21 protein-coding genes and 1 riboswitch are annotated in these 25,914 nt (G+C 62.5%); of the genes, 15 read left to right on the top strand and 6 right to left on the bottom strand.

Translation table 11 applies throughout. The features are described 5' to 3' along the window. Positions 1 to 27: 27 nt before the first annotated feature. The 3 genes from xdhB to uraH are packed head-to-tail and all read right to left on the bottom strand — an operon-like array spanning position 28 to position 4,235. Positions 28 to 2,376: a xanthine dehydrogenase molybdopterin binding subunit gene (gene xdhB, locus ABID19_RS08305; protein WP_354489581.1), complete on the bottom strand. Its 2,349-nt coding sequence runs from the start codon at positions 2,374 to 2,376 to the stop codon at positions 28 to 30. Further along, a complete protein-coding gene (xdhA, locus tag ABID19_RS08310; RefSeq protein ID WP_354489583.1) occupies positions 2,376 to 3,857 on the bottom strand; it encodes a xanthine dehydrogenase small subunit in 1,482 nt (493 codons plus the stop codon). The genes xdhB and xdhA overlap by 1 nt, the downstream gene beginning before the upstream one ends. Positions 3,858 to 3,860: 3 nt before the next feature. After that, complete coding sequence (uraH, locus tag ABID19_RS08315; RefSeq protein ID WP_354489585.1) at positions 3,861 to 4,235, bottom strand: hydroxyisourate hydrolase; 375 nt, start codon at positions 4,233 to 4,235, stop codon at positions 3,861 to 3,863. Positions 4,236 to 4,410: 175 nt separating this feature from the next. Between uraH and puuE the strand changes: the two genes are divergently transcribed. From puuE to ABID19_RS08360, 9 genes are all read left to right on the top strand, one after another. Then, complete coding sequence (gene puuE / locus ABID19_RS08320) at positions 4,411 to 5,844, top strand: allantoinase PuuE (RefSeq protein ID WP_354489587.1); 1,434 nt, start codon at positions 4,411 to 4,413, stop codon at positions 5,842 to 5,844. 26 nt (positions 5,845 to 5,870) lie between these two features. Continuing rightward, complete coding sequence (locus tag ABID19_RS08325) at positions 5,871 to 6,719, top strand: bifunctional allantoicase/(S)-ureidoglycine aminohydrolase (protein ID WP_435528703.1); 849 nt, start codon at positions 5,871 to 5,873, stop codon at positions 6,717 to 6,719. After that, positions 6,716 to 7,219, top strand: a complete 504-nt coding sequence (locus ABID19_RS08330) for an ureidoglycolate lyase (protein WP_354489591.1) — start codon at positions 6,716 to 6,718, stop codon at positions 7,217 to 7,219. Before ABID19_RS08325 ends, ABID19_RS08330 begins: the two co-directional genes overlap by 4 nt. Next, a complete protein-coding gene (locus tag ABID19_RS08335; RefSeq protein WP_354489593.1) occupies positions 7,219 to 7,812 on the top strand; it encodes a nucleoside deaminase in 594 nt (197 codons plus the stop codon). Before ABID19_RS08330 ends, ABID19_RS08335 begins: the two co-directional genes overlap by 1 nt. Before the next feature lie 83 nt (positions 7,813 to 7,895). Beyond that, complete coding sequence (locus ABID19_RS08340; RefSeq protein ID WP_354489595.1) at positions 7,896 to 9,881, top strand: CocE/NonD family hydrolase; 1,986 nt, start codon at positions 7,896 to 7,898, stop codon at positions 9,879 to 9,881. 155 nt (positions 9,882 to 10,036) lie between these two features. Then, entirely contained in the window at positions 10,037 to 11,626 is a 1,590-nt protein-coding gene (locus ABID19_RS08345; protein WP_354489597.1) for an ABC transporter substrate-binding protein, read from the top strand. 16 nt (positions 11,627 to 11,642) lie between these two features. Beyond that, positions 11,643 to 12,602, top strand: a complete 960-nt coding sequence (locus ABID19_RS08350; protein WP_352926619.1) for an ABC transporter permease — start codon at positions 11,643 to 11,645, stop codon at positions 12,600 to 12,602. A 9-nt stretch (positions 12,603 to 12,611) separates the two neighbouring features. Beyond that, entirely contained in the window at positions 12,612 to 13,436 is an 825-nt protein-coding gene (locus tag ABID19_RS08355) for an ABC transporter permease (protein ID WP_352926621.1), read from the top strand. Next, positions 13,436 to 15,088: an ABC transporter ATP-binding protein gene (locus ABID19_RS08360; RefSeq protein ID WP_354489599.1), complete on the top strand. Its 1,653-nt coding sequence runs from the start codon at positions 13,436 to 13,438 to the stop codon at positions 15,086 to 15,088. Before ABID19_RS08355 ends, ABID19_RS08360 begins: the two co-directional genes overlap by 1 nt. Before the next feature lie 94 nt (positions 15,089 to 15,182). Here the strand turns inward: ABID19_RS08360 and ABID19_RS08365 are convergent, their stop codons facing one another. Further along, complete coding sequence (locus ABID19_RS08365) at positions 15,183 to 16,205, bottom strand: substrate-binding domain-containing protein (RefSeq protein WP_354489601.1); 1,023 nt, start codon at positions 16,203 to 16,205, stop codon at positions 15,183 to 15,185. Between the two features lie 361 nt (positions 16,206 to 16,566). On the opposite strand from ABID19_RS08365, the gene ABID19_RS08370 reads away from it, so the two are divergent. The 5 genes from ABID19_RS08370 to ABID19_RS08390 all read left to right on the top strand — a co-directional run bounded on the left by ABID19_RS08370 (position 16,567) and on the right by ABID19_RS08390 (position 23,135). Continuing rightward, positions 16,567 to 17,922, top strand: coding sequence for an ABC transporter substrate-binding protein (locus tag ABID19_RS08370; RefSeq protein WP_354489603.1), 1,356 nt, complete (start codon positions 16,567 to 16,569; stop codon positions 17,920 to 17,922). 237 nt (positions 17,923 to 18,159) lie between these two features. Next, entirely contained in the window at positions 18,160 to 19,173 is a 1,014-nt protein-coding gene (locus ABID19_RS08375; RefSeq protein ID WP_354489606.1) for a carbohydrate ABC transporter permease, read from the top strand. A 1-nt stretch (position 19,174) separates the two neighbouring features. Next, entirely contained in the window at positions 19,175 to 20,329 is a 1,155-nt protein-coding gene (locus tag ABID19_RS08380) for a carbohydrate ABC transporter permease (RefSeq protein WP_354489608.1), read from the top strand. 4 nt (positions 20,330 to 20,333) lie between these two features. Further along, complete coding sequence (gene bglA, locus ABID19_RS08385; RefSeq protein WP_354489610.1) at positions 20,334 to 21,998, top strand: beta-galactosidase BglA; 1,665 nt, start codon at positions 20,334 to 20,336, stop codon at positions 21,996 to 21,998. A gap of 24 nt (positions 21,999 to 22,022) precedes the next feature. After that, positions 22,023 to 23,135, top strand: coding sequence for an ABC transporter ATP-binding protein (locus ABID19_RS08390; protein WP_354489611.1), 1,113 nt, complete (start codon positions 22,023 to 22,025; stop codon positions 23,133 to 23,135). Positions 23,136 to 23,230: 95 nt separating this feature from the next. On the opposite strand, the gene ABID19_RS08395 is transcribed toward ABID19_RS08390, so the two are convergent. Both ABID19_RS08395 and ABID19_RS08400 read right to left on the bottom strand, forming a co-directional pair. After that, positions 23,231 to 23,449, bottom strand: a complete 219-nt coding sequence (locus tag ABID19_RS08395) for a DUF680 domain-containing protein (protein WP_354489612.1) — start codon at positions 23,447 to 23,449, stop codon at positions 23,231 to 23,233. A gap of 85 nt (positions 23,450 to 23,534) precedes the next feature. Then, the gene (locus tag ABID19_RS08400) at positions 23,535 to 23,735 is read right to left on the bottom strand and encodes a DUF680 domain-containing protein (protein WP_354489614.1); all 201 of its coding nucleotides are present in this window, start codon (positions 23,733 to 23,735) and stop codon (positions 23,535 to 23,537) included. Between the two features lie 507 nt (positions 23,736 to 24,242). Continuing rightward, positions 24,243 to 24,444, top strand: a riboswitch (cobalamin riboswitch). Between the two features lie 215 nt (positions 24,445 to 24,659). On the opposite strand from ABID19_RS08400, the gene ABID19_RS08405 reads away from it, so the two are divergent. After that, a complete protein-coding gene (locus ABID19_RS08405) occupies positions 24,660 to 25,907 on the top strand; it encodes an aromatic ring-hydroxylating oxygenase subunit alpha (RefSeq protein ID WP_354489615.1) in 1,248 nt (415 codons plus the stop codon). Positions 25,908 to 25,914 lie beyond the last annotated feature (7 nt).

Genomic DNA, 25,914 nt, shown 5'->3' on the forward strand with positions numbered 1-25,914 from the left:
GGCCAGATTTGCACGTTTGGCCCCGATTCACGTGCCCGTCTTGGCCTCACCCTTCAGCCGTTCGATCGCCATCAGCACCCGCTCTGGCGTCGCCGGTGGGTCGAGGCGCGGGCAAATCCGGTGGCCGGCAACGCTCGCCACCGCATCCGACAGCGCATGCAGCACCGACATGCCGAGCGGGAACGGCGGCTCGCCGACCGCCTTGGAGCGGTGGACCGTCGGCTCGCTCACCTCTGGCCAGTCGGCCAGAGTCACGTTGAAGATCTTCGGCCGGTCCGAAGCGAGCGGGATCTTATAAGTCGACGGCGCGTGGGTGCGCAGCCGGCCTTTGTCGTCCCACCACAATTCCTCCGTCGTCAGCCAGCCCATGCCCTGGATGAAGCCGCCCTCGACCTGGCCGAGATCGATGGCGCGATTCAGCGAGCGGCCGGTCTCGTGCAGGATGTCGGTGCGCTCAACCATATATTCGCCGGTCAGCGTGTCGACCGAGACTTCCGAGCACGAGGCGCCGTAGGCGAAATAGTAGAACGGACGGCCCTCACCCTTGTCGCGGTCCCAGTGGATTTTCGGCGTCTTGTAGAAACCTGCCGCCGAAAGCTGGATGCGGTCCATGTAGGCCTGCCTGACGAGATCGGCGAAGGCGATCTCTTGATTGCCGATGCGTACCCTGTTGGGCAGGAACAGCATCTGGTCGCGCGGCACCTGGTATTTCTCAGCGGCGAAATTGGTCAGCCGCTCCTTGATCTGCCGGGCTGCGTTCTGGGCCGCCATGCCATTGAGGTCGGAGCCGGATGATGCTGCCGTCGCCGAGGTGTTCGGCACCTTGCCGGTTGTCGTTGCAGTGATCTTGACCTGGTCGAGATCGATCTGGAACTCTTCCGCCACCACCTGCGCCACCTTGACGTAGAGGCCCTGCCCCATCTCGGTGCCGCCATGGTTCAGATGCACCGACCCGTCGGTGTAGACATGCACCAGCGCACCGGCCTGGTTGTAATGCGTTGCGGTGAACGAGATGCCGAACTTGACCGGCGTCAGCGCCAATCCACGCTTGATGAAGCGACTGTTGGCGTTGAAGGCCTCAATGGTGCGGCGGCGCCTCGCATAGTCGCTACTCGCCTCCAGCTCGGCGACGATGCGGTGGATGATGTTGTCCTCGACCGTCTGGTGGTAGGGCGTGACGTTGCGGTCTGAGGTGCCATAAAAGTTCTTCTTGCGGATTTCGAGCGGGTCCTTGCCGACGGCAAAGGCAACCTCGTCGATGACACGCTCGGCGCCGACCATGCCTTGCGGACCGCCGAAGCCGCGAAAGGCGGTGTTCGACACGGTGTTGGTATAGAGCGGCGCCGATTGCGCGTGCACCGCCGGCCAGAAATAGGTGTTGTCGCAATGAAACAACGCGCGATCGGTTACTGGTCCTGATAGGTCCGCCGAGAAGCCACAGCGCGCCGCGAACATGAAATCGACGCCGAGGATGTTGCCGTCGTCATCGAAGCCGACCTCATAATCGACCAGAAAGTCATGGCGCTTGCCGGTGGCGATCATGTCGTCGTCACGGTCGGGCCGGATCTTCACCGCGCGATGATGTTTCTTGGCGGCGATAGCGGCCAATACTGCAAACTGGTTGCCTTGCGTTTCCTTGCCGCCGAAGCCGCCGCCCATGCGGCGGATCTCGACCGTGACCGCGTGGCTCGGCACGCCGAGCGCATGGCTGACCATGTGCTGGACTTCGCTCGGATGCTGGGTCGAGGAATAAATCGTGACGTCCTGATCCTCCCCGGGAATGGCCATGGCGATCTGGCCTTCGAGATAGAAATGGTCCTGGCCGCCGATACGCATTTTTCCCTTCAGCCGGCGCGGCGCTTGTTTGATTGCAGCCGATGCATCGCCCCGCTTCAGGGTCAGCGGCGGCGTAACAAGCTTGTCCTTCCTGGGATCGAGCACGCCGATGTCGGTGACGAAAGGCAATTCCTTGTATTCGACCTTGGCCAGCCTTGTGGCGCGGCGCGCTTGCTCGCGCGTTTCGGCGATGACGCAGAAGATCGGCTGGCCGAAGAATTGCACCTTGCCGTCGGCCAGCACCGGTTCGTCGTGACGGCCGGTCGGCGAAATATCGTTTTCGCCCGGCACATCCTTTGCCGTCAGCACGTCGACGACACCGGGTGCTGCGCGCACCGCCGACAGGTCCATGCTGGTGATGGTGGCGTGCGTGGCCGTCGAAAGCCCAAGGCAGCCATGCAGCGTGCCTGATGATTCCGGCATGTCGTCGATATAGACGGCCGTGCCGCGGACATGCTTGTGCGCGGAATCATGGCGCTGGTCGGTGGCAACGCCGCCAGCGATCTTCTGTGCCTTGAGGTTTGGAGCGTGCTTGGTCATCACGCCGCCTCGTACCGCGACACCTGGATCGGCGTCTTGGTGCCGCTGGTCTCGGCAAAGAAGCGCAGCAGAAGGTTGCGCGCCGCTAGCGCCCGATATTCGGCCGAAGCGCGCATGTCGGTCAGCGGGGTGAAATCCCTGGCGTACTCGGCCATCGCCGTCTCGACCGTCGCCTCCGTCCAAGACCTGCCAAGCAACGCCTTTTCCACGCCGAGAGCCCGCTTGGGCGTTGCGGCCATGCCGCCATAGGCGATGCGGATATCCGCGACCGTGCCGTCCGTGGCCAGGGCCAGCAGGAACGCGCCAAGTGCTGCGGTGATGTCCTCGTCGCGGCGCTTGGTGATCTTGTAGACGGCAAACTTTGTGCCTTTCGCCGGCACCGGGACATGCACGGCCTCGACGAATTCGCCCGGCTGCCGGTCCTGCTTGCCATAGGCGATGAAGAAATCTTCGAGCGGGATCGTCCGCCGCTTGTTGCCCCGGCGCAGCGTCAGCCGCGCACCCAAAGCGATCAGCGGCGGCGGCGTGTCGCCGATCGGCGAACCGTTGGCGATGTTGCCGCCGATCGTACCCATATTGCGCACCTGGTCGCCGCCGATGCGGTCGAACAGCGGCCCCAGCGGTGGGATACGCTTGGCCAGTGTCGAGAAGGCTTCGCTATAGGTAACGCCAGCTCCAATCGAGATGACGCCTTTGTCTTCGGAGATCGCGCAGAGCCCGTCGAGATTGCCGATGAAAATCGCCGGCGATATCTCGCGCATATGCTTGGTCACCCACAGGCCGACATCGGTCGAACCGGCAATAATGGTGGCGCCCGGCTCCTTGTCGAGCACGGTGGCGAGATCGTCGGCATCGGCCGGCACGACCAGCCGCTGCTTGCCGGCGCCGATCTCGATCCGCGCACCGTCTTTCATGGCCGCAAGCTTGGCCGTGATGGCCTCGCGCTCCGCCGCCAGCGGGTCCTTCGCCGCCTTGCCGTAGCTGGAGATCGCACGCGCCGCCCGCACGATCGCTTCATAGCCGGTGCAGCGGCAGAGATTGCCCTGCAGTGCCTTTTCGATGGCCGCATCTGACGGCTCCGGCGACCGCATCCACAGGGCATAGAGCGACATGACGAAGCCCGGCGTGCAGAAGCCGCATTGCGAGCCGTGGAAGTCGACCATGGCTTGCTGCACCGGATGCAGCCTATCGCCGTCGCCGCGCAGATGCTCGACGGTCACGACATGCTTACCGTCGAGCGAGCCGAGGAAGCGGATGCAGGCATTGACGCTTTCGTAAACCAACCGACCGGCCGCGAGCCTTCCGACCAGCACGGTGCAGGCGCCGCAATCACCCTCGGCGCAGCCTTCCTTGGTGCCGCGCAGCGAGCGCTCGAGCCGCAACCAGTCGAGCAAGGTCTCGTCGGGCGCCACGGTGGTTAGTGCAACGGTCTCGCCATTGAGGATGAAGCGTATCTGATTGCGTTCCGTGATCTTGGCCATGTCTCAGCTCCCCCGGTAAGTCGAATAGCCGTAGGGGGAGACAAGCAGCGGCACATGATAGTGCACCGGCTCGGCCATGCCGAAGCGGATCGGCACGCTGTCGAGGAAGGCCGGTTCCGGCAGCCTCAATCCCTGCCGGCGCAGATAGTCGCCGGCAGCGAAGACCAGCTCGTATTCGCCGGTGCGGAATTGTGCGTCGGCAAGCAGCGGCTGGTCACAGCGGCCGTCGGCATTGGTGACCGCCGTCTTCAAATGCGTCCGCATGTCGCCGTCGATGCGGTAGAGCTCGATGGACAGGCCCGCCGCCGGCCTGCCGGTCGCGGTATCGAGGACATGGGTTGTCAGACGTCCGCCTTCGGCTTTCGACGTTTCCGCCACTGGCTGCTCCCATTCCCGGTACAGTCGAAACATATTTGACGAATTGTGCGCCAATTAAAGGCGATGCATAAGTCCCGGTCGAGCGGAGTGCTGCAAAAACACTTTCAAAATTTTCGGGGGAATGCGCAAGCCGCCCTTTCGACTATCCTGATCACACCATCCGGCAGGAGTGACGATGCGTTACGAACGAGACATGCGCGGCTACGGCGCCAATCCACCGGATCCGAAATGGCCTGGCGGCGCGCATGTCGCGGTGCAGTTCGTCGTCAATTACGAGGAAGGCGGCGAGAACTGCGTTCTGCATGGCGACAAGGCTTCGGAGGCCTTCCTGTCCGAGATCGTCGGCGCCGCACCGTGGCTTGGCCAGCGCCACTGGAACATGGAATCGATCTACGAATACGGCGCCCGCGCCGGCTTCTGGCGATTGCTGCGCCTGTTCACCGAGGCTGAGGTGCCGGTGACCTGCTACGGCGTCGCCACAGCGCTGGCGCGTTCGCCCGATCAGGTCGCGGCGATGCAGGAGGCCGGCTGGGAGATCGCCTCGCACGGGCTGAGATGGATCGACTACCGCGACCATGCGCCGGAGGACGAGCGCCGCGACATGAAAGCGGCGATTCAGCTGCACTACGAGGTAACAGGGGCACGGCCGACCGGCTGGTACACCGGCCGCACGTCGATCAACACTGTGCGGCTGGCGGCGGAAGAAGGCTGCTTCGACTACGTGTCGGACACTTATGACGACGAATTGCCCTACTGGTTCGAGCATGACGGTCCGGACGGGTCGGCGAAGCCGCAGCTCATCATCCCCTATACGCTCGACGCCAACGACATGCGCTTCGCCACACCGCAGGGCTTCAACTCGGGCGACCAGTTCTTCGCCTATCTCAAGGACAGTTTCGACACGCTCTATGCCGAGGGCAAGGCAGGGCGGCCGCGCATGATGAATATCGGCCTGCACTGCCGCCTCGTCGGCCGGCCGGGCCGGGTCGCGGCGCTGAAGCGCTTTGTCGACTACGTCAAATCGCACGACAAGGTCTGGCTGGCGCGGCGCATCGACATCGCAAGGCATTGGCAGGAAACCCATCCGTTCCGGCGGCCGGCGCTGCGGCCGTCGAAAATGGAGTTCGAGGCCTTCGTCCAGGCTTTCGGCGGGGTGTTCGAGCATTCGCCGTGGATCGCCGAGCGCGCCTACGAGTTGGAACTCGGCCCAGCGCATGACAGCGCCGGCGGCCTCCATAATGCACTGTGCCGTGTCTTTCGCGGCGCTAGCGAGGCCGAGCGGCTCTCCGTGCTCAACGCCCACCCCGACCTTGCCGGCAAATTGGCGCAGGCCAAGCGGCTGACGGCGGAATCGGCCAGAGAGCAGGCTTCAGCCGGGCTCGACGCACTGACTGATAAGGAGCGCGAGCTGTTCTCAAAACTCAATGCCGCCTACGTCACGTCCTTTGGCTTTCCCTTCATCATCGCGGTGAAAGGCAAGACCAAGGCGGAAGTCCTGGCGGAGTTCGAGGCGCGCATCGGCAACAGCCGCGGCGTCGAATTCGACACCGCCTGCAAACAGGTCGAGCGTATCGCGCTGCTTCGCCTCAAGGACATGATCCCGCAATAGGCTTTGAACTGATGGATATGACGAAAATGGCCGACCGAACCTATTACGCGCCGCATGGCGGCCACCCCGGCCAGAGCGAGCTGCTGACCGGCCGGGCCGTCTTCACCGAGGCCTATGCCGTCATTCCCCGAGGCGTGATGCAGGACATCGTCACCAGCGCCTTGCCGTTCTGGGACAGGACCCGAGTCTGGGTGCTGTCGCGCCCATTGTCCGGCTTCGCCGAGACGTTCTCGCAGTATATCGTCGAGGTCGCGCCCGGCGGCGGCAGCGACCGGCCGGAACCGGATGCCGGCGCCGAGGGCGTCTTGTTCGTGGTCGAGGGCGAGCTGAGCGTCTTGCTGGCTGGCGAGAAACATGTCCTGCAGCCGGGTGGATTTGCTTTCCTGCCGCCGGCCAGCGGATGGACCGTTCGCAACGAGAGTGCTGCTGCTGTCCGCTTCCACTGGATCCGCAAGGCTTACGACGCTGTCGATGGCATTGATGTTCCGCAAGCCTTCTTCGCCAACGAACAGGACATTGCGCCCACGCCCATGCCCGACACCGAAGGAAGATGGGCGACGACGCGCTTCGTCCATCCTGAAGACATGCGCCACGACATGCATGTCACCATCGTCACGCTCGAGCCCGGGGCGGTTATCCCCTTCGCCGAGACCCATGTCATGGAGCACGGTCTCTACGTGCTGGAGGGCAAGGCGGTCTATCGCCTCAACCAGGATTGGGTCGAGGTCGAGGCCGGCGACTATATGTGGCTGCGCGCCTTCTGCCCGCAGGCCTGCTATGCTGGCGGGCCCGGCAAATTCCGCTATCTTCTCTATAAGGATGTCAACCGGCATGCCAAGCTTGGCAGCGCTGGGATCGCGAGGCGCGCTCCATGAGCCGCATTGTGGCGCGCCCGCTGACCCGCGAGAACTTCGCTGAATTCGGCGACGTCATCGATATGGGCGGCGACAATCACTACCCGATCAATGGCGGCAAGGCCGAGCGCTATCACGACCTCGCGACGGCGCAAGCGCTGGGGCCGAATGGGCGCGTGCTGATCTCCATGGTGCGCGGCACGCCTTACGGTTTTCCGCTGAAGCTCACCATGGTCGAGCGCCATCCGTTCGGCAGCCAGGCCTTCATCCCGCTGTCGCCGCGGCCGTTCCTGGTCGTTGTCTGCCGTGACGGCAAGGATGGCCCCGGCGAGCCGCACGCCTTCATCACTGCGCCCGGGCAAGGCGTCAACTATCCGCGCAATCTGTGGCACGGCGTGCTGATGCCGATCGGCGAGGCCCAGGATTTTCTTGTCGTCGACCGCGGCGGCGACGGCTCCAACCTGGAGGAGTGCCATTTCACGCACGCTTGCGAGATCCATCTTCCCGACGGGACCAAATGATGACCGACGTCTCGCTGATCGACCGCCTGCTCGACGTGATCGAAAATGACATCGTACCGAAAACGGCGGAAGGCGTTGCCCATGGCAACAAACTGTTCGGAGCGGCGATCCTGAGAAAGGACGACCACTCGCTGGTGCTCGCCGAAACCAACAACGAGATCGAAAATCCGCTCTGGCATGGCGAGGTGCACTGCCTGAAGCGGTTCTACGAAATGCCGAAGGCCGAGCGCGTAGACCCCAAGGACGCCATTTTTCTCGCCACGCACGAACCTTGCTCGCTCTGCCTGTCGGCGATCACCTGGACCGGTTTCGATAATTTCTACTATCTGTTTTCGCACGAGGATTCGCGCGACAGCTTCGCCATCCCGCATGACTTGAAAATCCTGAAAGAGGTCTTCACCCTCGACCCCGGCGGCTACAATGCCGAGAACGCCTATTGGAATAGCTTTTCGATCCGAAGACTGGTGCGATCGCTGCCCGATACCGAACGCCAGCGGCTGGAAACGCGGATCGGCACAATCTCCGCGCGCTACGACGAACTGTCCGGCGCCTACCAGGCGAGCAAGGACGAAAACGACATTCCGCTGAGTTGACGCGGATTGACCAGCGGAATTCGTTGGCTGGCCCACGACGCGGCAGGCTTGGGCTCCATCATGCGACCAGCTAGGAGCCCAGCATGAAAACCGTCACCGAATTTCCCCGCAAGGTCGTCGAATTCTCTGATATGGGCATCGTGATGCCAGACGGCTGTCGGCTGTCCGCGCGGGTGTGGATGCCGGCCGATGCCGGCGACGATCCGGTGCCGGCGATTCTCGAGCACCTGCCCTACCGCAAGCGCGACGGCACGATCTTTCGCGATCAGCTGACGCATCCCTATTTCGCCGGCCACGGCTATGCCTCGATCCGCGTCGACATGCGCGGCAATGGCGATTCCGAAGGGCTGATGGACGACGAATATTCCGAGCAGGAATTGCAGGACGCCTGCGATGTGATCGCCTGGGCGGCGGCCCAGCCCTGGTGCAACGGCAATGTCGGCATGATGGGCATCTCCTGGGGCGGCTTCAACTGCCTGCAGACGGCAGCCAAGCAGCCACCGGCGCTGAAGGCCGTCATCAGCCTGTGCTCGACCGTCGATCGCTATGCCGACGACATCCACTACAAGGGCGGCTGCCTGCTGATCGAGAATTTCGGCTGGGCCTCGACCATGCTATCCTATTCGTCGCGGCCGCCGGATCCGCTGCTGGCCGGCGACAACAGATGGCGCGACCTGTGGCTGACCCGGCTGGAGAACCAGTCCTTCCTGGCGCCGCTGTGGCTGAAGCACCAGCACCGCGACGCCTATTGGAAGCGCGGTTCGATCTGCGAAGGCTATTCCGCCATTAAAGCCGCCGTACTGTCGATCGGCGGCTGGCATGATGGGTATCGCAATACGATTTCGCATCTCGCCGCCAACATCGAGGCGCCGGTCAAGGGCATCGTCGGCCCATGGATCCACAAATACCCGCATTACGCAGCACCGAAACCAGCGATCGGCTTCCTGCAGGAGGCCTTGCGCTGGTGGGACCGCTGGCTGAAGGACATCGACACCGGCGTCGAAGCCGACCCGGCCTACCGCGCCTATGTGATGGACAGTGTGCGCCCCGCGCGCTGGCATCCGGAGCGGCCGGGCCGCTGGGTCGCGGAAGCAGACTGGCCATCGCCCAACATCAAGGCTGAGGCGATCGAACTGATCCCGGAAGGGGCCAAGCCTGTAATCGTGGCTTCGCCGCAAAGCTGCGGGCTTGCCGGCGGCGAATACTTTCCCTTCACCTTCGGTCCGGAATTGCCCGGTGACCAGCGCCCCGACGATGCGCTGTCGGTGTGTTTCGACCAGCCGCCTCTCGGCGAGGCGATTGACATTGTCGGCGCGCCGGAGGTTTTGATCCGGGTCGCCTCGGATCGACCGCAGGCGAACATCGCCATCCGGCTGTGCGACGTGCATCCCGACGGCGCATCCGAATTGATCTCCTACGGCGTGCTCAACCTGACGCATCGCAACTCGCACGAATTCCCGCAAGCGCTGGTGCCGGGCGAAACCGTCGGCGCCCGGGTGGTGCTCGACCAATGCGCCTACCGCGTGCCATCAGGCCACCGCCTGCGTATTGCCGTTTCGAACGCCTATTGGCCGATGATCTGGCCATCGCCGGAACCGGTCCGGCTCGACCTGTCGGCGGCAACGCTGAAGCTGCCGTTGCGCGCGCTGGCGCAACGCGACGAAGTCACGTTCCCCACGCCCGAGGCCGCCGCGCCCTGGGCCACCGAAACGGTCCGCGCCGCCAATTCCGAGCGTCGTGTCGACCGCGACGAGAAGACCGGAATCGTCACACTTTCCATCGTCGACGATTTCGGTGAGGTGCGCGATCTGGAGCATGGCCTTGCCAATGGCAGCATCGCCCGTGAGACATGGGCGATCCATCCGGACGATCCGCTGTCAGCGTCGGGCAAGACGCACTGGACGCAGACGCTGTCGCGAAATGGATGGTCGGTGCGCACCGAAACGTCAGCCGAAATACGGTCCGACGCGCAAAGCTTCATGGTTAGCGCCAGAATCGAAGCCTATGAAGGCGAGAAACTGGTTTTCGAGCGCAATTTCGAGGAGAAAATCCCGCGCGCGCTGCTTTGAGCGCTTATGCGGATTGGTCCAATTGCGACGTACGATTTACGCCACAGCATGTCGCATTCGGTCTTGCTTACGACCTTCCCTTGCGGTCATTATTCTCCTCACAAGAAATGATAAAAACGACCACAAGGTCGAACCAACAGAGTGAGGAACTCAACATGTCGAACGAACTGGAATTTCTCAGCTGGCGCGTCGCGTCCGGCAAACTGAGCCGTCGTGATTTTCTCGGCCGGGCGGCAGCGCTCGGCGTCACCGCGACCTTCGCCAACTCGCTGCTTTCTAGCGCGGCGCGCGCCGCGGGCCCGGTCAAGGGCGGCATGCTGAAAGCCGGCCTGGTCGGCGGCGAGTCCACCAACAGCCTCGATCCGGCCCTGTTCATGACCCAGGTGCCGTTCGCCTTCGGCAAGATGTGGGGCGAGCTGATCGTCGAGCTTTCCCCGGAAGGCGATCTCGAGAACCGTATCGCCGAGGAGATCGGCTCGTCCGACGACGCCAAGGTCTGGACGCTGAAGATCCGCGACGGCGTCGAGTTCCACAATGGCAAGACGGTGACCGCCGAGGACGTGGCTGCCACGCTTGAACGTCATTCGGACGAGAAGTCGAAGTCGGGCGCGCTCGGCTACATGAAAGGCATTGAAAGCATCAAGGCCAGTGGCAAGGAGGTGATCCTGACGCTGAAGGAACCCAATGCCGACCTGCCCTATCTGCTCAGCGATTACCACCTGATCGTCCAGCCCAATGGCGGCAAGGACGGAGCCGATGCCGGCATCTCGGCCGGCCCCTACAAGATCACCACCAACGAGCCTGGCGTGCGCCACGGTGGTGAGCGTTTCGCCAATTACTGGCAGGCCGACAAGATGGGCCATGCCGACCAGATCGAGATCATCGTCATCAACGACGCCACCGCGCGCACGTCGGCCCTGCAGGGCGGCCAGGTGAATATGATCAACCGCGTCGAGCCCAAGATCGTCGACCTGATCAAGCGCCTGCCCGGCGTGACCATCCGCAACCATGCCGGCCCCGGCCACTACGTATTCATCATGCATTGCAACACGGCGCCGTTCGACAACAACGACCTGCGTACCGCGCTGAAACTGGCGATCGACCGCGAGGAAATGCTCGACAAGATCCTCAGAGGCTACGGCTCGCTCGGCAACGACTTCCCGATCAACTCGGCCTATCCGCTGTTTTCCGAAGACATCGAGCAGCGCAAATACGATCCCGACAAGGCCAAGTTCCACTTCAAGAAGTCGGGACATGACGGCGCCGTCTTGCTCAGGACTTCGGATGTCGCCTTCCCCGGCGCTGTCGATGCCTCGCAGCTGTTTCAGCAAAGCGCGGCCAAGGCCGGCATCACGCTGGAGATCAAGCGCGAGCCGGGCGACGGCTATTGGTCGGAAGTCTGGAACAAGCAGCCCTTCTGTGCCTCTTACTGGGGCGGACGTTCGACGCAGGACCAGATGTATTCGACCGCGTACCTGTCGACAGCCGACTGGAACGACACGCGTTTCCTGCGTCCGGATTTCGACAAGATGGTGCTGGCGGCACGCGCCGAGCTCGACAACACCAAGCGCAAGGCGATGTATCGCGACATGGCGATGGTCGTCCGCGACGAAGGTGGCCTGATCCTGCCGATGTTCAACCAATTCATCGACGCGACGGGCGCCAAGGTCGCCGGCTGGGTCGACGATCCGCATCAGGAGCTGATGAACGGCTACGCTCTGGCAAAGTGCTGGCTCGAAGCCTGAGCCCGGCCTTGCGGATATGTCCTCACCCATCGTGAAACTGGTGGCCCAGCGCATTGCGCTGGGCATCCTCCTGCTGTTGGCCGTTTCGGTCCTGATCTTCGCCGGCACGCAAATCCTGCCCGGCGACGTTGCGCAAGCCATCCTCGGACAGTCGGCAACACCGGAATCGCTCGCCAATCTGCGCGAGCAGCTCGGCCTCAACGATCCGGCCTTCATCCGCTATTTCCGCTGGCTCGGCGGCGTCGTGACCGGCGATCTCGGCACTGCCATGTCGAGCGGCCAGGATATTGCGACATCGATCAAAGGGCGGTTGTGGAACACGCTGTTCCTCGCTTTCTGGGCGGCCGCGGTGGCTGTGCCGCTGGCGATCATCCTTGGCCTGATTGCGGTGCGCTACCGCAATGGCTGGGTCGACAAGCTGATCTCCGGGCTGGCACTCGCCTCGACGTCGTTTCCCGAGTTCTTTATCGGCTACGTGCTCGTCTATTTCTTCGCCGTGAAATACCAAATCTTCCCTGGCATCTCGACCGTCTATGACGGAATGCCTTTCGGCGAGCGCATGCAGGCGATCATGCTGCCGGCGGCGGCACTGACGCTGGTGGTGCTCGCCCATATGATGCGAATGACGCGCGCCGCGATCCTCAACGTCATGCAGTCGGCTTATGTGGAAACCGCCGAACTCAAGGGGCTATCGGCATTCGCCGTCATCCGCAGACATGCCTTCCCCAACGCAATTGCGCCGATCATCAACGTCGTCATGCTCAACCTCGCCTACCTTATCGTCGGCGTCGTCGTGGTCGAGGTGATCTTCGTCTACCCGGGCATGGGCCAGTATCTCGTCGACCACGTCACCAAACGCGATGTGCCGGTGGTGCAGGCGGTCGGCCTGATCTTCGCCGCCGTCTATATCAGCCTGAACATCATTGCGGACATAGCGGCGATCGTCGCCAATCCGCGTCTCAGACATCCGAAATAGGGAGCGGGCATGCTCGACATAAAACGCATCCCCATCCCGGCGCTGATCGGCCTGGCGCTGACGGCATTGTTCGTGCTGGCGGCTATCTTCGCGCCGTGGATTGCGCCGTACGGCAATGGCGAGATCGTCGGCGACGTCTGGGCGCCGATGTCGGCGACGCATTGGCTGGGTACCGACAATCTCGGCCGAGATCTGCTGTCGCGCATGATCTACGGCGCCCGCATCACGTTGTTCATCGCGGTGCTGGCCACCGCGCTGTCCTTCTCGCTTGGCGCCATCCTCGGCTTCTCGGCGGCGGTTTTCGGCGGCTGGTTCGACACGCTGCTTTCGCGCCTCGTCGATCTCTTGATGTCGATCCCGACGCTGATCATGGGTCTTGTCGTGCTCTCGGTGCTGCCAACCAATCTGGTGACGCTGATCCTGGTCATGGGCATTCTCGACTCGACCCGCGTCTACCGCCTGTCGCGGGCGGTCGCCGTCGATATCAACGTCATGGATTTCGTCGAAGCGGCCAAGCTGCGCGGCGAAGGCAGCGTGTGGATCATTTTCCGCGAGATCCTGCCCAACGCGTTGTCGCCGCTGGTTTCGGAACTCGGCTTGCGTTTCATCTATGCCGTTCTGTTCCTGTCGACGCTGTCCTTCCTCGGGCTCGGCGTGCAGCCGCCTAGCGCCGACTGGGGCGGCATGGTCAAGGAGAACAAGGACGGCATCGTCTTCGGCATCGCGGCGGCACTCATCCCTGCGGCGGCGATCGCCATGCTGGCGATTTCCGTCAATCTTGTCGCCGACTGGGTGCTCAACCGCACGACAAGCCTGAAGGGAGGACGCGGGTGATGGCTGATCAGCGAGCGAAGTCCGTGCTGCTCGACATCCGCAATCTGCGCATCGAGGCCACCGTGTTCCCGCCGGGCGAAGCGCCCAAGAACATTGTGCTCGTCCACGACGTCTCGCTGACGCTCGAGAAGGGCAAGGTGCTCGGTCTGATCGGCGAGTCCGGCGCCGGCAAGTCGACCATCGGCCTGTCGTCGATGGGCTATGGCCGTGGCGGCGTCCGCATCACCGGCGGCGAGGTCATCCTCAACGGCCGCGACATCCTCAAGGGCGGCAAAGAGGGCTTTCGCAAGCTGCGTGGCCGCGAGGTCTGCTATGTCGCGCAATCGGCGGCGGCGGCGTTCAACCCGGCGCACAGACTGATGGACCAAGTGGTCGAGGCGACGCTGCTGCACGGTACGGCGACACGGGCCGCGGCGGAAAAACGTGCCGTCGCGCTGTTCAAGAAGCTCAGCCTGCCGAACCCCGAAAGCATCGGCGAGCGTTTTCCGCACCAGGTATCGGGCGGTCAGCTGCAGCGTGTGATGACGGCGATGGCGCTGTGTTCCGAGCCCGACCTGATCGTCTTCGACGAGCCGACCACGGCGCTCGATGTGACGACGCAGATCGACGTGCTGGCGGCGATCAAGGACGCCATCCGCGACACGCATGTGGCGGCGCTCTACATCACCCACGACCTTGCCGTCGTCGCCCAGGTGTCGGACGAGATCATGGTGCTGCGCCACGGCCGACTGGTCGAATGGGGCGGCACCCGCCAGATCATCAAGGAACCGCGCCAGGAATACACCAACGCGCTGGTCTCGGTGCATGAGATCGAGCACCAGGAACAGAAGCCCGGCACGAGCCCGTTCCTGTCGGTCAAGAACATCACCGCCGCCTATGGCCGCAGCCACATCAAGGTGCTGAAGAACGTCTCGGTCGACATCTATCCGGGCCAGACGCTGGCAGTGGTCGGGGAGTCCGGCTCGGGCAAGTCGACGCTGGCGCGCGCCGTAACCGGCCTGTTGCCGCCCGAACAAGGCACCGTCACCTTCGACGGACGTCCGCTCGCCAACCGGCTTGCCGACCGACCGAAGGAGGATCTGCGGCAATTGCAGATGATCTACCAGATGGCCGACGTGGCGATGAATCCGCGCCAGACCGTAGGCACCATCATCGGCCGGCCGCTCGAATTCTACTTTGGTATGCGCGGTCGCGAGCGCGACAGGCGCGTCGCCGAACTGCTCGACAAGATCGAGATGGGCAAGGGCTTCATCGACCGCTACCCGGCCGAGCTTTCCGGCGGCCAGAAGCAGCGCGTCTGCATCGCCCGCTCGCTCGCCGCCAAGCCGAAGCTGATCATCTGCGACGAGGTCACCTCGGCGCTCGACCCGCTGGTGGCCCACGGCATTCTCAAGCTTTTGCTCGAGTTGCAGAAGGAGGAAAACGTCGCCTATCTGTTCATCACCCACGATCTCGCGACGGTGAAGTCGATCGCCGATTCGATCGCGGTGATGTATCGCGGCGAAGTGGTGCGCTACGGCGCGAAAAGCCAGGTGCTGGCGCCACCCTTCGATGCCTATACCGACCTTCTTTTGTCTTCGGTGCCCGAGATGGAGATCGGCTGGCTGGAAAAGGCGATCAAGGGCCGGCGTATGGCCAGCGCGGGGAATTAGCGCGCAACGATCCGTCTATGCCCGGTGCGACGCAGAGCGGCAGCGCCTTGGATGTGGTCACCGGCAAGAGTCGACCTCGGCCGTTCAGTTACCTCTAACCCGGTGCACCGGCGACCGATGCCCTGACCACCAGATCGACCGGCCAGACTTCGCCGCGGGTGCCCTCCTCCAATCCGGAAATCCGCGCCGCCAGGCGCTCGGCGACGCGCGCGCCGGCCAAACGGATCGACGAACGCGTCGTCGACAATGGCACCGAAAAATTCTCCGGCTTCAGCCAGGGGAAAACGTCGTCATGGGCGATCAGCGACAGGTCACCCGGAATGGTCAGGCCGAGATCGCGCACAGCGCGCACGACGCCGAGCGCCATGATCAGGCTGGAGCATGCGATCGCGGTCGGCGCGTCGCTTTGCTCGAGCAACCGCCTGGCCGCGCGGTAGCCGTTCTCCTCGGTCATGGCGAGGGAACAGACATGGCCTTCGCCAAGCACCAGACCACTCGCCGCCAGCGCCCGGCGCACGCCACGCTCACGGTGAATGGCGAAAGTCTCGCGATCGTCGCCGTTGATCAGCGCCAGCCGCCGGTGGCCGAGCTGGACGAGCAGCCGTGCCGCCTCGTGGAAGGCGCCCTCATTGTCGATGTCGGTGAAGGGGTAGTCGAAATCGAGCCCTTCGCTGCGGCCATGGACGATGAAGGGGATGCCGAGCGTGTTGACCAGCGCCACCCGCCGGTCGGCCGGCCTCGGCGACGAGATGTAGACGGCGTCGACCTGCCGGTTGGCGACGATACGCCGGTAGGTCGTCTCCTGGTCGTCGGCATCGGCCGGGGACAGCACCAGGTCGAGTTCGTGCGAACGGGCGTAGTCGCCGAGACCGGACAGGAATTCGACGAAATGCGGATCGATGTCGACTGCCGTCCCGGTCGGCAAGACATAGCCGATCATCCCGGTCTTGCCGGTGGCCAGCCGGCGCGCGCTCGGGTTGGGGCGGTAGCCGTGGCGCTTGGCGGCGTCGATCACCCGCCGGCGCGTTTCCTCGTTGACTTCCGGGTAGCCGTTCAGCGCGCGGCTTACCGTTGTCTGCGAAAGCGCCAGCATGTGCGAGAGCTGTTTGAGGTTCACTGGAGGCCTCCAAGCCTCAAAGCGCTTTAACTGTGCGTCGACCCAGCCGCGACGAGCAGCGCTGACCGATACAAAGACCATAAGCACCGTTTCTCCCTGGTTTGAAGCAAAATTTACTGCTGTACCGCCAAAAACCATGCTGCAGTGCACTTTATTGCTCCTAAATCGCGGAAACTAAATCGATTAGGCTCCCTCTCTCTTGACTTCCGATCGATTCAGTGGCCTCATCCAAAAGACCAAAGCGCTTTGGAAGGCTCTTCGAAAGGTTGCGGTTCCTTTCCGACTGAGTCACAGTCCCGCAGCGTCGGCGGACGGAATGGAGGTTCCGTCCGGTGTTTGTCACCACTGGGAGGGAATACCGATGACGAAAATGCTTCTGCTGGGCGCCGCTTTTGTCACGCTCGCCCTAGGCGCGCCGGCGCAAGCCGAACTGAAGTTCAAGCCGGGCGAGGATCCCCGCTTCAACTGGGCGAATTACGAAGAGCTCAAGAAGGTCGACCTCAAGGGCGAGACGCTGTCGATCTTCGGCCCCTGGCGCGGCGAGGACGAGGGTCTCATCCGCACGGTTCTCGACTATTTCTCGGAGGCCACCGGCGCCGAGATCAAATACTCCTCGTCAGAAAATTACGAACAGCAGATCGTCATCGACACGCAGGCCGGCAGCCCGCCCAATATCGCCGTGCTGCCGCAGCCGGGCCTGATCCAGGACCTGGCGTCCAAGGGCCTGCTGACGCCGCTTGGCGACGACACCGCCAACTGGATCAAGGACAATTACGGCGCCGGCCAGTCATGGGTCGATCTCGGCACCTTCAAAGATAAGGACGGCAAGCCGGGCTTCTTCGCCTTCCCCTACAAGGCCGACGTGAAATCGCTGGTCTGGTACTCGCCGGACAATTTCGAGGAAGCCGACTACGAGGTGCCGAAGACGCAGGAAGAGCTCACCGAGCTCGAAAAGAAGATCATCGCCGACGGTGGCACGCCATGGTGCATCGGGCTCGGTTCGGGCGGCGCCACCGGTTGGCCGGCGACCGACTGGGTCGAGGACATCATGCTGCGCACCCAGACGCCCGAGACCTATGACAAATGGGTGAAGAACGAGATCCCGTTCAACGACCCCGCAGTGGTCAACACCATCGATATTTTCGGCAAGATCGCCACCGACGACAAGATGGTCGAGGGCGGCGCCAAGGCGGTTGCGGCGACCGACTTCCGCGACAGTCCGAAAGGCCTCTTCTCGGTACCGCCGAAATGCTACTTGCATCACCAGGCGTCGTTCATCCCGACCTTCTTCCCGGAAGGCACTGAGGTCGGCCAGGACGCCGACTTCTTCTACTTCCCACCTTACGCGTCCAAGCCCGACCTCGGCACCCCAGTGCTCGGCGCCGGCACGCTGGCTATGATCACCAAGGACAGCAAAGGCGCGCGCGCGTTCATCGAATTCCTGAAGATGCCGCTCGCCCATGAGATCTGGATGGCCCAGGGCGGCTTCGTGACGCCGTTCAAATCAGTCAACAAGGACGCCTATGCCAGCGACGCGCTGAAGAAGCAGGGGGAAATCCTTGCCGAAGCCTCGACCTTCCGCTTCGACGGGTCCGACCTGATGCCGGGCAAGATCGGCGCCGGCGCCTTCTGGACCGGCATGATCGATCTCGTCGGCGGCAAGTCCGCCCAGGATGTCGCCACCGACATCCAGAAGAGCTGGGACGCGATCAAGTAGGCCCCGCTGAACATTCGGACTATCGACCCTGAATGGATCCGGACCTCAAGGGCCCGGATCCGACCGGCGGCCCGCGCCGCACCGATTGTCACGAGTACAAAGACATTCCAGCTTGGAGTGCGATCAGCAATGGTGGAAACCGGTTTGCGTTCGATCGCTCTCAACAACTGAATCGGCCCATGATCCCGTCGCCAAAGCCATTCTCGACTGGCGGATCATGCGCAGAGGGAGGGACCCGTGGCGGCTCAGATTTTCTCGGCCATAACAGTCATCATCATCGGTGTCGGCGGCTGCGTCGCCTATTTCTGGGGCGCTAACAAACTTGTCGACGTCATCTTCCCGTCGCGCGGCGTCAAGGGTGCGGCAGCCATCGACAATCTGCGCCGGCAAGGACTGATCCGTCCGTGGCTGTTCGTCGGCCCGGCCATGATCATCCTCACCATCTACCTGATCTACCCGGTGGTGGAGACGCTCAGGCTGTCCTTCCTCGATCGCGGCGGCGCCAATTTCGTTGGCTTCGCCAATTATGAATGGGCGTTCGGCGACCGCGAGTTCCGCACCTCCATCCTCAACAACATTGTCTGGCTGGCGGTCGTGCCCGCCGCCTGCACCTTCCTCGGGTTGATCATCGCCGTCCTGACCGACAAGATCTGGTGGGGCACCATCGCCAAGAGCCTCATCTTCCTGCCGCTGGCCATCTCCTTCGTCGGCGCCAGCGTCATCTGGAAATTCATCTATGAGTATAGAGGCGCCGGCCAGACGCAGATCGGTCTGCTCAACGCTATCATCCAGTATTTCGGCGGCCAGCCGCAGGTCTGGATATCGCTGCCGTTCTGGAACAATTTCTTCCTGATGGTCATCCTGATCTGGATCCAGACCGGCTTTGCCATGGTCATCCTGTCCTCTGCCTTGCGCGGTATTCCCGAAGAGACACTCGAAGCGGCCGTCATCGACGGCGCCAATCCGTTCCAGATTTTCTGGAAGATCATGGTGCCGCAGATCTGGGGCACGATCGCTGTCGTCTGGACCACTATCACCATCCTGGTGCTGAAAGTTTTCGACATCGTGCTGACGATGACCAACGGCCAGTGGAACAGCCAGGTGCTGGCCAATCTGATGTTCGACTGGATGTTCCGCGGCGGCGGCGACTTCGGCCGCGGTGCGACCATTGCCATCATCATCATGATCGCGGTCATTCCGATCATGGTCTGGAACATCCGCCAGGCCAACAAAGAGACGGGAGGACATTGAGATGGCCGTCGCGACCGGAAAGTCCTTTGCCAGCCGTTTCGGCGTCCATATCGCGGTCTTCATCTTCGTCGCGATCTGGACCATCCCGACACTTGGCATTCTTGTCTCGTCGCTGCGCGACAAAGACCAGATCATCGCCTCGGGCTGGTGGAACTCGTTCGCCAGTTCCAGCCAGACGGAAGCAGGCCGGCTGCCACCCGCCTCGGCGCAAATCGAGAGGGACGGCAAGTTCGTCCTCGAGGGCAACATTTTCGGCGACGATGCGGCCCGCGAGATCAGCGCCTTCGGCGTCAAGTCGTCGGCGCCGACGCAGTATGCCGCGGGCACGACGGCCGATCTCGGCGACGGAGAGACCTTGCTGCTCAACGCCGACGGCAGTTTCGTCATGACCTCGACGAAGCCCTTCGAGGGCGAACGCGGCCAGCGCGTCTACTACGCCTCGTCGGCGCCACCGAAATTCACCACCGACAATTATAGGACCGTGTTGTTTTCGGAAGGCATCGGCCGCTCCTTCATGAATTCGCTTACCGTCACCATCCCGGCGACCGTCATCCCGATCCTGATCGCGGCGTTCGCGGCCTATGCGCTGGCCTGGATGCGCTTTCCCGGCCGGGCGTTGCTGATCGCGGTCATCATCGGGCTCCTGGTGGTGCCGCTGCAGATGTCGCTGATCCCGCTGCTGAAGCTCTATAACGGCGTCGGCAGCTTCTTCGGCGTGCCGTCGAAAACCTATCTCGGCATCTGGCTGGCACATACCGGCTTCGGCCTGCCCTTCGCCATCTATCTCCTGAGAAGCTACATTGCCGGCCTGCCGCGCGAAATCATGGAATCGGCGCGCATCGACGGCGCCAGCGATTTCGAGATCTTCGTCAAGATTGTGCTGCCGCTGTCGTTTCCGGTATTGGCCTCCTTCGCCATCTTCCAGTTTCTCTGGGTATGGAACGATCTGCTGGTTGCGATGGTTTTCCTCGGCACAGAGGGCGACCAGATCGTGCTGACCGCCAAGCTCAATGCGTTGCTCGGCTCGCGCGGCGGCGACTGGGAGATCCTGACGACATCTGCCTTCATCACGATTATCGTGCCGCTGATCGTGTTCTTCTCGCTGCAGCGCTATTTCGTCCGCGGGCTGCTCGCGGGCTCGGTAAAGGGAGGTTGAGCTCATGCAATCCGCTGTGAAAGCGACGTTGAGCCCCGACCTCGCCGTCGACCGCGACTGGTGGCGAGGCGCCGTGATCTACCAGATCTATCCGCGCAGCTATCAGGACTCGAACGGCGACGGCATCGGCGACCTCAAAGGCATCATCGGCAGGCTTCCCTATATCGCGGCGCTCGGCGTCGATGCCATCTGGATCTCGCCGTTCTTCAAGTCGCCGATGAAGGATTTCGGCTACGACGTTTCAGACTATTGCGACGTCGATCCGATGTTCGGCACGCTGGCCGATTTCGATGCCCTGACCGCCGAGGCGCACAGGCTCGGGCTCAAGGTGATGATCGACGAGGTGCTGTCGCATACCGCCGACATCCATCCGTGGTTTAGGGAAAGCCGCTCGAGCCGCACCAATCCTAAGGCGGACTGGTATGTCTGGGCCGACGCCAAGCCCGACGGCACGCCGCCCAACAACTGGTTGTCGATCTTCGGCGGCTCGGCCTGGCAGTGGGACACCAGCCGCCAGCAATATTATCTGCATAACTTCCTGGCCGAGCAGCCTGATCTCAACTTCCACAGCCGCGCTGTCCAGGACGCGCTGCTCGACGTCACCCGTTTCTGGTTGGAGCGCGGCGTCGACGGCTTCCGCCTCGACACAATCAATTTCTACTTCCACAGCCAGGGCCTGGAGGACAATCCGCCGCTGCCGCCCGAAGAGCGCAACGACCAGACGGCGCCTTCCGTCAACCCTTACAACTACCAGGACCATCTCTACGACAAGAGCCGCCCCGAGAACCTCGGTTTCCTCGAGCGCTTCCGCGCCCTGCTCGACGAGTATCCGGCGACGGCGGCGGTCGGCGAGGTCGGCGATTCGCAACGCGGGCTGGAGGTGGTGGCGGCCTATACCGCCGGCGGCAAACGCGTGCACATGTGCTATTCGTTCGACTTCCTGGCGCCCGAAAAAATCAGCGCGTCCAAGGTGCGTTCGGTGCTGGAAGCCTTCGGCAAGGTCGCCAGCGACGGCTGGTCGTGCTGGGCCTTCTCCAACCACGACGTGATGCGCACTGCCTCGCGCTGGGCGGCCGGTGAAGCCGACCAGACCGCCTATCTCAAGGTGATCTCGGCACTGCTGATGTCGCTGCGCGGCTCAGTCTGCATCTATCAGGGCGAGGAGCTTGGTCTAGGCGAAGCGGAATTGCAGTTCGAGGATCTCCAGGACCCCTACGGCATCCGCTTCTGGCCGGAATTCAAGGGTCGCGACGGTTGCCGCACGCCGATGGTCTGGAATGCCGCCGACAGCAATGGCGGCTTCTCCAAGGCAAAGCCATGGCTGCCGGTGCCGGCCAAGCACCTTTCGCAAGCGGTCGATGTGCAGCAGGGCGACGACAGCTCGCTGCTCGAACACTACCGGCGCTTTCTCGCCTTCCGCCGATTGCATCCGGCCCTGGCCAAGGGCGATATCGACTTCATTGAAAGCGAGGGAGACACTGTCGCCTTCACGCGTCGCGAGGGCAACGAGCAGATCGTCTGCGTCTTCAATCTCGGCAGCCAACCGGCGGAAGTCAATCTCGGCGGACGCTCGCTGCAGCCCTTGCCGAGGCACGGGTTTTCGGGACAGACTGGCGCCGGTTCTATCCGCCTCGGCGGCTACGGCGCCTCGTTTGGGCGCATCGACTAAGTTTGCAATTCACTGGAGGGAACCATGGCCGATGTCACGCTAAGGCAAGTGAAGAAATCTTACGGCAATCTCAACATTCTGCACGGCATCGACCTCGACATAAAGTCGGGCGAGTTCATCGTCTTCGTCGGGCCTTCGGGCTGCGGCAAGTCGACCTTGCTGCGGTCCATCGCCGGGCTTGAGGAAATCACCTCCGGAGAGCTCAGGATCGACGGCGAGGTGGTCAACGACGTGCCGCCGTCGAAACGGGGCATCGCCATGGTGTTCCAGTCCTATGCGCTCTATCCGCACATGACCGTCTACGACAACATGGCGTTCTCGATGAAGATCGGTAAGGAGAGCAAGGCCGAGATCGACAAGCGGGTACGCCAGGCGGCGGAAATCCTGCAGCTGACCAAATATCTCGACCGCTTGCCCAAGGCGATGTCGGGCGGCCAGCGCCAGCGCGTCGCCATCGGCCGCGCCATCGTGCGCAACCCGAAGGTCTTCCTGTTCGACGAGCCGCTGTCGAACCTCGACGCGGCACTGCGCGTCGCCACCCGCATCGAGATCGCCAAGCTCAAGGAGTCAATGCCTGCCACAACGATGATCTACGTCACCCACGACCAGGTCGAGGCAATGACGCTGGCCGACCGCATCGTGGTGCTCAAGGACGGTCATATCGAGCAGGTCGGCACGCCGATGGAGCTCTACAAGAAACCCGGCAATCTGTTCGTCGCCCAGTTCATCGGCTCGCCGGCCATGAACATCCTGCCGGCGACGATCGACAAATCAGGCAACACGACCATCGTCAGCCATGTCGGCGGGCGCAAGGCGACGGTGCCGATCGCCACGCCGGCGTCAGTGAAAGGTGCTTCGGTGAGCTTCGGCGTGCGGCCGGAGGATCTGGCGATCGCTAGCGGTGCGGATTATCTTTTCGAGGGAATGGTCGACTATGTCGAGCAGCTCGGCGAGGTCCAACTCGTCTATGTCGACATCGGCCGCGCCGACCTGCCGCTGGTGACCAAGCTGCCCGGCAATGTCGAGGTCAAACGTGGGGCAAAGCTGCGGCTGAGTGCGGACGCCGGCGACCTCCACATCTTCGATACGGACGGGCGGTCCTTCACGCTTCACGAAGCGGAAGCAAAGGCGGCCTGAGAACGGCAGCAAGACTGCCGATATAAGCAGTTTGGCGAAGCCAAAAAACAAGAGCGGCGGGCAAAGCCCGCCGCTCTTGCGCTTTCAAGTCGCTGTTAGCGGCCGAAGAGGTTACGGTCGCTGCCGTGGACGGGCTTCTCGTCAGCCGGAACCGGATTCTGCGCCGAAGCAGAATTCTGAACCGAAGCCGTATACGAGCTGTCGACCGCAACCGCCGGCTGGTTGGCGCCGTTAGATCCAAAGTTGTCGCTACCGGCAAAAGCGCTGCCGGAGATGGCCAAAATGGCGGCGGTGGCAAGAATGATCTTTTTCATTTCTAGTACTCCAGATTTGTCAGATCCCTCGCGGCGGACTTGGCCGCCGCTGTCTGGGATCAGCTGTTAATGGTGGGATCAGCTGTTAATTGCCGAAAAGGTTACGGTCGGCGCCCTGGACAACGGGCTTTTCAGCGTGAGCCGGCTTCTGAATGGAAGCCGTGTAAGAGCTGTCGACCGCAGCAGTCGGCTGGTTGGCGCCGTTGGACCCATAATGGTCGCTCCCGGCAAAGGCGCTGCCGGTGATGGCCAAAACGGCGACGGCAGTAAGAGCAATCTTTTTCATTTTTGGTACTCCAGTATCTTAGTTTTCGGTCCGTCTAGCGGCGTGTCTTGGAAGGAATTCGCGTCGTTCGGACGACCCCTATCTGGGAAGGCCATCCGGCAGATTCCAATCACGAAGTTGTTCCGTGTGGACCAAGAATCTACACCTTGAAATTGTACCAGGTGCTTCTATCTGCATCGCTTTAGTTTTTGTTTTCAAACACTTAAGCCAAATTCACTATTAGCCCATTTGACGGATTGGCGGACCTGCGTTCACAGCGTCATGCACGCATTGTCAACAGAAACGAACCGTTCGGTTCGATTTTAATAGTGGCTAATAGTCACTTTTGGAAACTGTTAACCTTCTTTGCCTCCGCCGCGGGTCGGATTCGATGCCACGACCGCCAGCAATGGCCGCCGAAAAATGGGGTCCCAGCCCTGCTATTGCCAACCTGCAGGTTTGGCCGGCTGTGTCGCGCCGCATGGATACGATGTCGCTTTCATGCCGACAGTCGGCCGGCCGTCATGATTAGATCACGCCATCTCAGGTGCCGCTTGGTGACGACGAAGCGGAGAATTGGGAAGCCGGTCAGAACCCGGCGCTGCCCCCGCAACGGTGGTGGAGTTCAAGTCGCAACGGGAGACCACTGGGCCACAAGCCTGGGAAGGTGTCGCGACCGCCCGCAAGGACACTCCAGAGCCCGGAAACCAGCCCGAGGTGTTGAACTCGACTGATCGCGGTGGGCGGTCAAGAGGTGGATGATGCATGCCGGTTCTTCACTCGCCTGCGGCCGATCCTTCCTCCATCACCACCAGTTCAGTCCTTGGAGCGACGTGCGTCCACTTGGACGCACAAAGTACGCTCCAAGACTTTGAATCTGCGCATAGTGCTTTCCGAAAATCGATTCCGATTTTCGGGCCGATGCGACGAAAGCGAGGACAGGACATGGATGCGCGCAACGACATGCTGAGGCTCTTGCACGGCCGCAGGCAAGGCTTTTCGCTCGAACAGCCCTTCTACACCGATCCTGATTTCTTCAAGCTCGACATGGAGCTGATCTGGTATCGCGACTGGCTGTTCATCGGCCATGATTGCGAATTGCCGAAGCCGGGCAGCTATATCACCGCCCAGATCGGCGATTATCCGGTTGTGCTGGTCCGCGACCAGCAAGGCAAGATCAATGCCTTCCACAACTCCTGCCGGCATCGCGGCAGCCGCGTCTGCAATGCCGACAAGGGCACGGCGGCGAAGCTCGTCTGCCCTTATCACCAATGGACCTACGAGCTGGACGGCCGGCTTCTGTTCGCCCGCCAGATGGCGGACAGTTTCGACAAAAGCCAGTTCGGCCTGAAGCCGGTCGCTTGCGAGAGCGTCGGCGGCTACATCTTCATCTGCCTGGCCAAGGAGCCCGCCGATTTCGCGCCGATGCGCGCCATGATCGAACCTTACCTATTGCCGCACCGGCTGCGCGAGGCAAAGGTCGCCTTCGAATCGACCATCGTCGAGAAGGGCAACTGGAAGCTCGTCTGGGAAAACAACCGCGAGTGCTATCATTGCGCCGGCAATCATCCGGAACTGTGCAAGACATTCCCGGAAGCGCCGACCGTGACCGGCGTGCAGGGCGCCGACAGCGATCCGGAGATGCTGGCGCACTGGGCGATATGCGAGGCAGCGGGCCTGCCGAGCAAGTTCCGCATCGATCCGGCCGGACAGTACCGCGCCACCCGCGCGCCGCTGCTGCGCGACGCCGTCAGCTATACGATGACGGGAAGACGCGCCGTGAAGAAGAACCTTTCCGACAGCGTTTCCACGGACCGTATCGGCTCGCTGCTGCTCTATCACTATCCGACGACCTGGAACCACATCCTCGGCGATCATGCGGTCACCTTCCGCGTGCTGCCGATCAGCGCCACGGAAACCGCCGTGACGACCAAATGGCTGGTCCATAGGAACGCGGTCGAAGGCGTCGATTACGACCTTGCCGAACTCACCCATGTATGGACCGAGACCAACGACCAGGACCGCCGCATCGTCGAGGAAAACGCCTTCGGCATCCTGTCGCCGGCTTACGAGCCCGGCCCTTATTCGGAACTGCATGAGGGCGGCGTCATCCAGTTCGTCGAATGGTACGCCTCGTTTATCGGACCGCGCCTTGCCGAGGACGGCCGGCCGGCGCTGCGCAGCGTCGCCTGAAGAGAAA

Source organism: Mesorhizobium robiniae, assembly GCF_040545535.1.
Lineage (GTDB): Bacteria > Pseudomonadota > Alphaproteobacteria > Rhizobiales > Rhizobiaceae > Mesorhizobium > Mesorhizobium robiniae.